The organism is Meridianimarinicoccus aquatilis (assembly GCF_004358675.1).
GTDB lineage: Bacteria > Pseudomonadota > Alphaproteobacteria > Rhodobacterales > Rhodobacteraceae > Meridianimarinicoccus > Meridianimarinicoccus aquatilis.
Genome location: NZ_SMZO01000092.1, coordinates 1 through 9062 on the forward strand (window position 1 = coordinate 1; position 9062 = coordinate 9062).

At 62.6% G+C, this 9062-nt stretch carries 13 protein-coding genes; 8 read left to right on the forward strand and 5 right to left on the reverse strand.

The window, feature by feature from the left end:
* Positions 1-720 (reverse strand): DEAD/DEAH box helicase (locus E2L05_RS19645; RefSeq protein WP_133344650.1); only part of this gene is annotated, 720 nt, incomplete at its 3' end.
* 152 nt (positions 721-872) lie between these two features.
* Here E2L05_RS19645 and E2L05_RS21280 point away from each other — a divergent pair.
* Positions 873-1007: a hypothetical protein gene (locus E2L05_RS21280; protein ID WP_279512648.1), complete on the forward strand. Its 135-nt coding sequence runs from the start codon at positions 873-875 to the stop codon at positions 1005-1007.
* On the opposite strand, the gene E2L05_RS19650 is transcribed toward E2L05_RS21280, so the two are convergent.
* Positions 994-1710 (reverse strand): DUF3108 domain-containing protein, encoded by a 717-nt coding sequence (locus E2L05_RS19650; protein WP_164685119.1) that lies wholly within the window; start codon positions 1708-1710, stop codon positions 994-996. The genes E2L05_RS21280 and E2L05_RS19650 overlap by 14 nt on opposite strands.
* Before the next feature lie 101 nt (positions 1711-1811).
* On the opposite strand from E2L05_RS19650, the gene meaB reads away from it, so the two are divergent.
* The 5 genes from meaB (at position 1812) to E2L05_RS19675 (ending at position 5196) form a co-directional block, all read left to right on the forward strand.
* Positions 1812-2810 carry a methylmalonyl Co-A mutase-associated GTPase MeaB gene (gene meaB / locus E2L05_RS19655; protein ID WP_133344654.1) on the forward strand — a complete coding sequence of 333 codons (999 nt, stop codon included), beginning with the start codon at positions 1812-1814 and terminating at the stop codon, positions 2808-2810.
* Complete coding sequence (locus tag E2L05_RS19660) at positions 2807-3715, forward strand: DMT family transporter (RefSeq protein ID WP_133344656.1); 909 nt, start codon at positions 2807-2809, stop codon at positions 3713-3715. The genes meaB and E2L05_RS19660 overlap by 4 nt, the downstream gene beginning before the upstream one ends.
* A 147-nt stretch (positions 3716-3862) precedes the next feature.
* Positions 3863-4150: a 50S ribosomal protein L28 gene (gene rpmB / locus E2L05_RS19665; protein ID WP_133344658.1), complete on the forward strand. Its 288-nt coding sequence runs from the start codon at positions 3863-3865 to the stop codon at positions 4148-4150.
* Positions 4151-4304: 154 nt separating this feature from the next.
* On the forward strand, positions 4305-4661 hold the full coding sequence (locus E2L05_RS19670) for a hypothetical protein (protein WP_165971824.1): 357 nt from the start codon (positions 4305-4307) through the stop codon (positions 4659-4661).
* A gap of 28 nt (positions 4662-4689) precedes the next feature.
* On the forward strand, positions 4690-5196 hold the full coding sequence (locus tag E2L05_RS19675; RefSeq protein ID WP_133344662.1) for a copper chaperone PCu(A)C: 507 nt from the start codon (positions 4690-4692) through the stop codon (positions 5194-5196).
* Between the two features lie 19 nt (positions 5197-5215).
* Here the strand turns inward: E2L05_RS19675 and E2L05_RS19680 are convergent, their stop codons facing one another.
* Positions 5216-5914, reverse strand: coding sequence for an NAD-dependent deacylase (locus E2L05_RS19680; RefSeq protein ID WP_133344664.1), 699 nt, complete (start codon positions 5912-5914; stop codon positions 5216-5218).
* A gap of 50 nt (positions 5915-5964) precedes the next feature.
* On the opposite strand from E2L05_RS19680, the gene E2L05_RS19685 reads away from it, so the two are divergent.
* Complete coding sequence (locus E2L05_RS19685) at positions 5965-6429, forward strand: low molecular weight protein-tyrosine-phosphatase (RefSeq protein ID WP_133344666.1); 465 nt, start codon at positions 5965-5967, stop codon at positions 6427-6429.
* On the opposite strand, the gene E2L05_RS19690 is transcribed toward E2L05_RS19685, so the two are convergent.
* Together E2L05_RS19690 and E2L05_RS19695 are read right to left on the reverse strand one after the other, a co-directional pair.
* Positions 6426-6755 (reverse strand): hypothetical protein, encoded by a 330-nt coding sequence (locus E2L05_RS19690; protein ID WP_341776765.1) that lies wholly within the window; start codon positions 6753-6755, stop codon positions 6426-6428. The genes E2L05_RS19685 and E2L05_RS19690 overlap by 4 nt on opposite strands.
* Before the next feature lie 103 nt (positions 6756-6858).
* Positions 6859-7419, reverse strand: a complete 561-nt coding sequence (locus tag E2L05_RS19695) for a TlpA disulfide reductase family protein (RefSeq protein ID WP_133344668.1) — start codon at positions 7417-7419, stop codon at positions 6859-6861.
* Between the two features lie 146 nt (positions 7420-7565).
* Between E2L05_RS19695 and argH the strand changes: the two genes are divergently transcribed.
* On the forward strand, positions 7566-8960 hold the full coding sequence (gene argH / locus E2L05_RS19700; RefSeq protein ID WP_133344670.1) for an argininosuccinate lyase: 1395 nt from the start codon (positions 7566-7568) through the stop codon (positions 8958-8960).
* Positions 8961-9062: the final 102 nt, after the last annotated feature.

Below are 9062 nucleotides of genomic sequence, written 5' to 3' on the forward strand. Positions count from 1 at the left end.
AGGCAAGCGCGGGGTTAGTGCGGCAAGGCTGCGGCGAATTTCGCCTTCACCGGGAAGAAAGACGAGCACGCCACCATCGGTTTCGGCCAATGCCTTCAATGTCAGCTCGGCGGTGGCGTCGGGAAGGCGTGCAGTGCGCGGCAAAGGGGCGTCTAACCAGAAGGTTTCCACCGGGAAGGCGCGCCCTTCTGCCGTCAGCACCGGGGCGTCGTCCATAAGTGCAGCCACAGGGGCAGCGTCCAGCGTGGCCGACATCACAAGAATCTGCAGATCGGGCCGCAAGGCGCCGCGCACTTCCCACGCCAGAGCCAGACCCAGATCGGCCTGAAGGCTACGTTCGTGGAACTCGTCGAAAATCAGGGTCGAGACGCCTGAGAGCTCTAGGTCGCTTTGCAGGCGCCGTGTCAGGATGCCTTCGGTGACGACCTCGATCCGGGTGGCGCGCGACGTTCGGGACTCACCTTTGATGACATAGCCAACGGTTTGGCCAACCTCTTCGCCAAGTTCTGCAGCCATGCGTTCCGCGCTGGCGCGGGCGGCGAGGCGGCGGGGCTCCAGCATGACGATGCGCCCGGGTCTTCCCGCCGCCAAAAGGGCGGGCGGGACGCGGGTGGTTTTTCCCGCGCCAGGCGGTGCCTGCAGAACGGCGCGCCCATGCGCGGACAAAGCGGCAACAAGGTCGGGCAAGATCGTATCAATGGGAAGCGTTGTTCGGGTCATTCAAACGGGTATGCCCTGCCACGACCGCGCTGCAAATCCCCTGTGTTAGGATGGCGGATCTATGTGAGTGGAGAAATTCCTGACCGCCCTTACAACAGCTCTTTCAGGCGGGCTTGCCCGCCTGCTACGCCCAACGGGATGAAACATCGTAGATGTCGAAGACGGGCGAGAGCCGCCCTGTTCTGGCTTCAGAGGGCGGCGCGTCTGCTGTGCCGCTTGTGATGGCCATTTTCCCGCGCCGTGTTGCTGTCGGCGGGCGCGTGGCGGGTGACCCTAGCGGCGGGTGATGCGCGCGCGCCCAAAGCTTGTCGGAAAGCTGAGTTGCTCTACCCTAAGTATTCCGGTCGGTTGCCGCACGTATTTCATCGTCAAAGGCCAAGCCGTTTTCTCGGCCATTTCCTTGGGGCTGAACCCGGCCACACGGGTATACCGCCCGGTACATGTCATTCCATCGGCCGTTGCTTCCGCCTGGTTCAGTTCGATCCGCTGTCTGCGGCGCCCGTCGTAGATGGTGATATCCAACTGGCAGGCCAGTGCTTCGGGTCTGTCGCGCAGGATCGCCCAGGCCGCTGTTGTGCTATCCACGGTTCCCGCCTGCTGGCTGGCAGGGGCCGCGTGGCTCGAGGGCGCCTTGGCCGGGGTTCGTGTGACCGTTGGAACGCCTGCACCGTTATAGCGATATTCCCGCTGTGTGCGATTGTCTGATCCTGCTGTCACCTCGCGTGCGACGCTGGGGCGATAGGTATTTGCGGATACGGCCCCCTGTGCGACCGTGTCCACTTCGGCATCAAAGATGGCACCTAGAAGCCCACTGGCCCGTGCCGAGCCATGTGCCGTGTACCGCCCGCCGGCCTCTTCGGCCCGAAAGGCAATCACACCGGCCCGGATCCCGCCGAACGCGACATTATACGACGCACTTTCCTCTGCCGCCTGGGCCTGAGCCCCTGCGCATATCAAGACCACTGCAAGAAGGGTGCGCCGTGTCGCCATTGGTGTGTCCTTTCGACCGGTGATCGGTATGGTGCTCGGGGTGGACATACACCCCCGTGCCAAGGCAAGACAACGGCCACACCGATTTGTGAGCGAACCCCATGCCCCAGCACAGCCCTGACAGCCTTGCCGACACAATTGCCCCACGCATTTTGCGCGGTGAGCGGCGCGCATTGGCCCGCGCGATCACCCTGATCGAAAGTGGCCGCGCCGACCATCGTGCGCAGGCCGTGGCGCTGTTGGATCGGCTCAAGGATGCGGGCCGCAGCGCATTGCGGGTGGGGCTTTCCGGCACGCCCGGTGTCGGCAAATCGACCTTCATCGAATCATTCGGGATGATGCTGACTGCCCAAGGCAAGCGCGTGGCGGTTTTGGCCGTTGACCCATCGTCCGCCCGGTCGGGTGGGTCCATTTTGGGCGACAAGACGCGGATGGAACGCCTCAGCCGAGACCCAAATGCCTTTATCCGCCCATCCCCCAGCCAGACGCAGCTTGGCGGTGTGGCCCGGCGGACCCGCGAAGCCGTTATGCTGTGCGAAGCGGCGGGGTTTGATCTGGTGTTGATCGAAACTGTTGGAGTCGGCCAGTCCGAAACGGTGGTTGCCGAGATGTCCGACCTGTTCCTGCTTTTGATGGCTCCGGCGGGGGGGGACGAGTTGCAGGGCGTCAAGCGCGGGATCATGGAAATTGCCGACATGATCGTCGTGAACAAGGCCGATGGTGCGTTGAAATCTACCGCCACGCGCACTTGCGCCGATTATGCCGGGGCCTTGCGGCTTTTGCGCAAGCGCCCGCAGGACCCGGATGAATTTCCAAAGGCGATCATGGTGTCGGCGGTCGAGGAAATGGGCTTGCAGGCGGCGTGGGACGATATGCAATTGCTTGCGGAATGGCGTCGTGCATCTGGTCACTGGGCGACCCGGCGTGCTGCGCAGGCGCAATACTGGTTCGAGGAGGAAGTGCGCCAAGGCCTATTGGCGCGGCTGACAACGGACCCGGTGGCGCGGGCCCGTCTGGCCGAGCTTGGGGCGCAAGTGGCCAAGGGCAAGGCGCTTCCCGGTGTTGCAGCGGATGAGATGCTGAACTGGCTGGCGCGATGACCCGGCGCGGAGGGCGGCGCACAGCCCACGTGCCTGCATCCGGGGCCGAGAACCTGAGGGGCGCGGGCTTGATGGTCGCCGCCATGGCGGCCTTTGCTGTGGAAGACATGTTTTTGAAAGCCGCCGCCGCGTCGCTTCCCGTTGGGGTTGTGCTGATGTTGTTCGGTCTGGGCGGAAGCATCGGTTTTGCGTTATTGGCGCGGCTGCACGGTGAACGCCTTTGGCATCCGGCTATGGCGACGCGTAGTGTTGGGCTTCGCGCCGTGTTAGAGGTGATCGGGCGGCTGGGGTACACATTGGCCATTGCAATGACGCCGCTGTCGTCGGCCACGGCGATTTTGCAGGCGACGCCTTTGGTCGTCGTGGCGGGCGCAGCCTTGGTGTTTCGGGAAAAAGTGGGCTGGCGGCGCTGGTCCGCCGTTGTGGTGGGCTTCGCCGGGGTCATGGTGATCCTGAAGCCCGCGCCAGGGTCTTTTGCGGCGGCGTCCCTGTTGGCGGTCATCGGGATGGCGGGATTTGCCGGGCGGGATCTGGCCACTCGGGCTGCGCCGAAAGAGTTGTCGAATCGTCAGTTGGGCCTGTGCGGATTTGGAGTGCTTGTGCCAACGGGCGCCGCCCTCTGGGCTGTGATGGGCGGGCCTGCCCAATTCAGTGTTGCGGCCTTGGCCTGTGTCGCGGGGGGAACCGTGATCGGTGTGGCGGCCTATACCGGTCTCACGGCTGCGATGCGTGTCGGGGATGTGTCCATCGTGACGCCCTTCCGCTATAGCCGTCTGTTATTCGGTGTTGCCTTGGGAATGCTGATCTTTGGCGAAAGGCTTGATACCAGCACTGTCATCGGCAGTCTGATCGTCTTGGCAGCGGGCCTGTATACGCTCACGCGGGCGCGCAAAGCGCCTGTGTGAGATGGACAAAGCGCTTGACGCCCATGCGCGTTGCCCCTAAACGCAGCCAACGAATTCTTGGGCGCTGCGTGGCGGCGCCCCTTTCTATTGTAACACTAGCCGTTCGGGCGTGCCCGGACCCCGCCAGACCAAAGATGAGGAACGCCCATGTCGCGCCGCTGTGAATTGACCGGAATTGGCCCGATGGTCGGCAACAATGTCAGCCACGCCAAAAACAGAACCCGTCGCCGCTTTTTGCCGAACCTGCAGGATGTCACCTTGATTTCCGATTCGCTGGGTCGGTCTTTCAAGCTGCGCATTTCGTCCAAGGCGCTGCGCACGGTCGATCACCGTGGTGGGTTCGATGCCTACATGGCGAAGGCAAAGGACGCCGAGCTGTCCGACAATGCTCTGAAGATCAAAAAAGAGATCTTGAAGGCACAGGCACCAGCCTGATGCAGTCCGCGCTTCGGCGCGATCTTTCAAGACCCGCCCGCATGCCGGGCAAAGCTGGCCCTGCTTCGCGCGGGGCTTTTGCTGTTTTTGCGCGCTGGAGCGGCGTCACGTCACGCTTGGCTGCGGCCCGTAAGGCGGGTAGCACGCGCCCATGATGTCACGTCTGCGTTCTTCCCTTGCCCTAGGGCTGGTGTGTCTCATCGCCTTGACGGCGGTGCATGTCGGCGCGATCCGTGGGCAAGCCAAAGTTGCGGGCAGCATTGTCGTCTGTTCCAGCGGCGGTGTGGTCAATGTCGCGGTCGATGCCGATGGGCGGCCGGTTGGCCCGGCCCACGAATGCCCCGATTGCATCATGTCCGTTCTTGCGGCGTTGGACCTGACGGTCCCCGGCGCGGTCGATGCCCGGCAAGTAAGCTCTGCCATCTGGGCGGACCACATCCAGCAAGAGCTATCCAGAGAAGGCCTGACCGCAAATGCGCGGGGGCCCCCTTCGGTATCCCGATTGGCTTAACTTTACTTTCAAGACCAAGGATACTCGAATGTTCAAGACGACACTAATTGCGGCCGCTGTTGCGGCAACGCTGCCTTTTGCTGCCTTCGCTGAAAGCATGATCGAAGTGCATGATGCCTATGCCCGGTCTTCTGGGGCTGCGGCTAAATCTGGCGCGGCCTTTATGATGCTGCACAATCACGGTGATACGGATGACCGGCTTGTTGCCGCATCGTCGCCCGCCGCCGAGCGTTTGGAGCTTCATACCCACATTGCCGATGCTGACGGCGTCATGAAAATGCGCGAAATCGAAGGCGGCATCGAAATGCCCGCCGGCGGCGAGCATGTTATGGCGCGCAGCGGCGACCATGTAATGTTTCTAGGTTTAACGGCCCCGTTTGAACAGGGCGCTATGATCCCTTTGACGCTGACCTTCGAAAAGGCTGGAGACGTCGAAATCGAGGTTATGGTTGATCTGGAGCGGATGCCATCCGGTCACGGCATGAAACACGGTTCTGCCGGCGAGGGCCATAAAGGCCACAAGATGGCGCAGTAACCTGCGGGGCCGCCCGCGTTCAGGCGCGGGCGGCCAACACTTCGTTCACCCAGCGGGGAACGATGTCCCCGGCAGGGCCCATGCGCGCTTCGTCGAATCGGCCCGAATTGTCCGACGGATCGAGGTTGATTTCCAAAGTGCGCGCGCCGTGGACGGCGGCTTCGGCAAAGAACCCGGCGGCGGGATAGACACTGCCGGACGTGCCGATTGACACAAACAGGTCACACTGGGCCAAGGCGTCTGCGATTTGGTCCAGATGATAGGGGTATTCCCCAAACCATACCACATCAGGGCGCGTGGCCTGCGCGGAACAGGCGGGGCAGGGATCGTCAGAAGCCATTTCGGGCGGGGCATCCCAGCGGTGCCCGCAGGCGGCGCAAAGACCGCGCATCAACTCGCCGTGCATATGAACGACACCGGGCGCGCCGGCCCGCTCAAGCAGATCATCGATATTCTGGGTGACCAGCAGCACATCCGGTCCTCCCGCCTTTGCCAGCCGCGCAAGAGCTGCGTGGGCCGCGTTGGGTTTGGCTGCACGACAATTGGCGCGGCGGGCGTTGTAAAAGCCGTGTACCAGTGCGGGGTCGCGGGCAAAGCCCTGGGGGGTTGCCACATCTTCCAGATCGTATTCCGACCAAAGCCCGCCGACATCGCGGAACGTGCCCAGCCCGCTTTCGGCGGACAGACCTGCTCCGCTGAGTATGACGATCTTGTCCATGGCTGTCCTTTCGGGTTTGACGGTGCCGTGCGTGTGGCTAATCTTGCCCCATGACCCATCCCACCACCAGCCCGCGTATCGTCTTCGTCTGCCTTGGCAATATCTGCCGATCGCCCACCGCAGAGGCGGTGATGCGTGCCCTTGCGCCGAGTTGGGAAATTGACAGTGCGGGAACCGGCGGTTGGCATGTCGGCGCGCCCCCGCACCCAAAGGCCGTGAAAGCCGGGGCTGCGCGAGGCTATGATCTGGCATCGCTCCGGGCTCGCAAGGTGCGCGCGTCGGATTTCAGGGATTTCGATCTGATTGTGGCAATGGATGAGGCCAACCGTGCTGACCTTGAAGCTATACGCCCCAGTGGGCTTTCCACGCCGGTTCGGCGGCTGCTATCTTACGCGCCCGAAACCGGAGTGAGGGACGTGCCCGACCCGTATTACACAGGCGGGTTCGACGACACGCTGGATTTGGTCGAGGCCGGATGCCGGGGGCTGCTGCGGGATGTGTCCAGCAGCGCTTAGCGGCAGGACTGTTCGGCAAGTGCCCCGAATTGTTTGTAGACGACCCAAAACCGTTCGTCGTTGCTGCGATCTGATTGGCGCACCTCTTGGGCCTTGTGCGGATCCTTGAAGAAGCTGGCGGCAAGGCGTTGATCCTTGGCGGTCAGTAACTGGTCTGCAATGCGCTGGATGCAGGTGCAGACCCGCGTGTTTTTGCCCCCGCGGTCGGATGTGGCGCAGGCTTGTTCGATCTGCCCCGCAGCGGCCGGAAGGGGAAGAGCGGCCATGATGGGCAGGGAAAATGCGGCTGCAAGCAAAGTGGCGCGGATCAAGCGGATTTCGGTCATCTGGGCCTCGATGGTGAATGATTGCCGGTCAGCTAGCGGAATTGCGCCGAATCGTTACAAATTTTTGCCGAGTTCGCAACGAAAAGCCGCGCAGTGCGTGCAATTACGTCCCTGCGTCAATCACGGCCTGCAAAATTGCTTTCGCGCTGTCGCTGTTCCAGTCTGCATCGCCTTGCAGACGGGCGATTTCATTGCCGCCGCGATCAACCACAACAGTGATGGGAAGGCCGAGCACAGCCATATCGCGCGCGATCGCCTGCTTGGGATCGTTATAGAGCGGCAAGCTTTGCACATTCGTTTCTTCAAAGAAACGGCGCATTGCGGCGGGTGAGTTTCGCCCGGTGGCAATGGTCACGACCTGAAAGTCGTCGCCGCCGAGTTCCATGTTCAGCGCGTCCAGGGCTGGCATTTCCTTGCGGCACGGTGCGCACCATGTCGCCCAGAAGTTTAGCAACACGACCTGCCCCTGAAACTGGTCAAGAGTCTGTTCTTCCCCGTCGGGCGTTACGAAGGGCTTATCGGTCACCGGGCGCGGCGCGCTGTGGATCACGAGCTTTTTCATATCACCTTCGCGCAGTGCTGCGATGTCGACCTGTTGTGCAATAACGGGCGCAGCAAGAAGCGTCGTCAGGACCAAGGCGAGTGTCGGGATCAGGCGTGTCATGGAAAGAACCTCCGTTTGGGTGTGACTGTGCGGCTGGGGCGGGCCGGGTCAAGCGACCTGCGCCGTTGATGGCGCAGATGTGAAGCCATTTGCGCGGAGCGCGCACGCAGCCTATAGACGGGCGGGAACGAACAAGAGGTCGCAGCATGGGCAAAGATGGCAGCAGCAACGCAATGTGGGGCGGACGGTTCAGTGCCGGTCCGGATGCGATCATGGAGGCGATCAATGCCTCCATCGGCTATGACAAGCGGCTGTCGGATCAGGACATCGCCGGGTCAAAGGCGCATGCGGCGATGCTGGCCGCGCAGGGCATCATCACACAGGCGGATGCTGAGGCAATCACCGATGGTCTGAGCCGGGTGAAGGCAGAGATTGACGCAGGCGAGTTCCAATTCTCGGCCGCGCTGGAAGATATTCACATGAACGTGGAAGCGCGGCTGCGCGAGTTGATCGGCGCGGCAGCCGGGCGGCTGCATACGGCCCGGTCGCGCAACGATCAGGTGGCGACAGATTTCCGGCTGTGGGTGCGCGATCAGTGTGATGCGGCCATGCAGGGGCTTGAAGCCTTGCAGCGCGCGTTGCTGGATCAGGCCGAGGCTGGCGCGGATTGGGTCATGCCCGGCTTCACCCATCTGCAAACGGCGCAGCCGGTGACATGGGGGCATCACATGATGGCCTATGTCGAAATGTTTGCTCGTGACGCAAGCCGGTTTCGGGATGCACGCGCGCGGATGAATGAATGCCCGCTGGGCGCGGCGGCATTGGCCGGGACCGGGTTTGCCATCGACCGGCACGCAACAGCCGCGGCGCTGGGATTCGACAAGCCCATGGACAACAGCCTTGATGCGGTGTCGGATCGTGACTTTGCGTTGGAATTTCTGTCCTCGGCGGCGATCTGTTCGGTGCACTTGTCACGCCTGAGCGAAGAATTGGTAATCTGGTCGTCCGCGCAGTTTCGGTTTGTGACGCTGTCGGACCGGTTCTCGACCGGGTCCAGTATCATGCCGCAAAAGAAGAACCCGGATGCAGCAGAACTGATCCGCGCCAAGATCGGGCGCGTGACCGGCGCGCTTGTGGCGCTTTTGACGGTGATGAAGGGGCTTCCGCTGGCCTATTCCAAGGACATGCAGGAAGACAAGGAACAGGTCTTTGATGCGGCGGATACGCTGATGCTGGCGCTGGCGGCGATGACAGGGATGATCAGCGACCTGACTGCGAACCGTGCTTCACTGGAAGCGGCGGCAAGCGCTGGGTTTTCCACGGCGACGGATCTGGCAGACTGGCTGGTCCGCGAGGCGGGCTTGCCGTTCCGCGATGCCCACCACGTGACAGGGGCGTTGGTGGCGAAGGCCGAAGCGCAGGGCGTTGACCTGCCGGATTTGACTCTGGACGAGATGCAGGCGGTGCACGGCGACATTACAGATGACGTTTTTGGCGTGCTCGGTGTGCACAAATCCGTTGCGTCCCGCACCAGCTACGGCGGCACGGCCCCAGCCCAAGTGCGGGCGCGTATCACGGACTGGCGGGAGCGATTGTCATGACTTGGCTTCGCAAGACGATGCGCATCTGCGCGGCCATGCTGATCTGCGGTTCGTTGGCCGCGTGCGGCGGTGGCGTAAAACCGGATGCCGAGGCGTCCGTCG

Coding starts and splice junctions, on each gene's coding strand:
- E2L05_RS21280 (WP_279512648.1), top strand. CDS start 873: ATGTCGAAGACGGGCGAGAGCCGCCCTGTTCTGGCTTCAGAGGGCGGC.
- E2L05_RS19650 (WP_164685119.1), bottom strand. CDS start 1,710: ATGGCGACACGGCGCACCCTTCTTGCAGTGGTCTTGATATGCGCAGGG.
- meaB (WP_133344654.1), top strand. CDS start 1,812: ATGCCCCAGCACAGCCCTGACAGCCTTGCCGACACAATTGCCCCACGC.
- E2L05_RS19660 (WP_133344656.1), top strand. CDS start 2,807: ATGACCCGGCGCGGAGGGCGGCGCACAGCCCACGTGCCTGCATCCGGG.
- rpmB (WP_133344658.1), top strand. CDS start 3,863: ATGTCGCGCCGCTGTGAATTGACCGGAATTGGCCCGATGGTCGGCAAC.
- E2L05_RS19670 (WP_165971824.1), top strand. CDS start 4,305: ATGTCACGTCTGCGTTCTTCCCTTGCCCTAGGGCTGGTGTGTCTCATC.
- E2L05_RS19675 (WP_133344662.1), top strand. CDS start 4,690: ATGTTCAAGACGACACTAATTGCGGCCGCTGTTGCGGCAACGCTGCCT.
- E2L05_RS19680 (WP_133344664.1), bottom strand. CDS start 5,914: ATGGACAAGATCGTCATACTCAGCGGAGCAGGTCTGTCCGCCGAAAGC.
- E2L05_RS19685 (WP_133344666.1), top strand. CDS start 5,965: ATGACCCATCCCACCACCAGCCCGCGTATCGTCTTCGTCTGCCTTGGC.
- E2L05_RS19690 (WP_341776765.1), bottom strand. CDS start 6,755: ATGACCGAAATCCGCTTGATCCGCGCCACTTTGCTTGCAGCCGCATTT.
- E2L05_RS19695 (WP_133344668.1), bottom strand. CDS start 7,419: ATGACACGCCTGATCCCGACACTCGCCTTGGTCCTGACGACGCTTCTT.
- argH (WP_133344670.1), top strand. CDS start 7,566: ATGGGCAAAGATGGCAGCAGCAACGCAATGTGGGGCGGACGGTTCAGT.